The organism is Enterococcus sp. E4-223 (assembly GCF_035727065.1).
GTDB lineage: Bacteria > Bacillota > Bacilli > Lactobacillales > Enterococcaceae > Enterococcus_B > Enterococcus_B faecium.
Window position 1 is genome coordinate 1 of the sequence record NZ_JAPMLH010000025.1, and the last position, 616, is coordinate 616.

General features: G+C 43.2%; 1 tRNA gene and 2 rRNA genes. All 3 read left to right on the top strand.

Going from position 1 to position 616, the window contains the following annotated elements:
- Positions 1-59, top strand: a 16S ribosomal RNA gene (locus OS139_RS13650); the annotation flags it as partial.
- 76 nt (positions 60-135) lie between these two features.
- Positions 136-208 (top strand) — tRNA-Ala (locus OS139_RS13655).
- Positions 209-500: 292 nt separating this feature from the next.
- Positions 501-616: ribosomal RNA gene (locus tag OS139_RS13660) — 23S ribosomal RNA — on the top strand; the annotation flags it as partial.

Genomic DNA, 616 nt, shown 5'->3' on the forward strand with positions numbered 1-616 from the left:
TTGGGGTGAAGTCGTAACAAGGTAGCCGTATCGGAAGGTGCGGCTGGATCACCTCCTTTCTAAGGAATATTACGGAGACTACACAATTTGTTTTTACTTTGTTCAGTTTTGAGAGGTTTACTCTCAATTTAAAACGGGGCCTTAGCTCAGCTGGGAGAGCGCCTGCTTTGCACGCAGGAGGTCAGCGGTTCGATCCCGCTAGGCTCCATTAACAACATTAGTTGTTAAATTTGTTCATTGAAAACTGGATATTTGAAGTAAATGTAAGTAATACAAACCGAGAACACCGCGTTGAATTTGAAAGCTGAACAAATTGTTTAGCCTGAAGCAAAATAGGCGGACGGCCATAAAATCTTTGATTTTATGAGACGATCGATCTTTTTGCCGCACAGGCTGATTTGTGAGCTGGATAGAGTTTTTTAATAAGTTCAATTGCTTATTTTCTTGATCTAACTTCTATCGCTAGAAGAAGGATCAAAACCCAACCGCAAGGTTGATAAGGTTAAGTGAATAAGGGCGCACGGTGGATGCCTTGGCACTAGGAGCCGATGAAGGACGGGACTAACACCGATATGCTTTGGGGAGCTGTACGTAAGCTATGATCCAGAGATTTCCG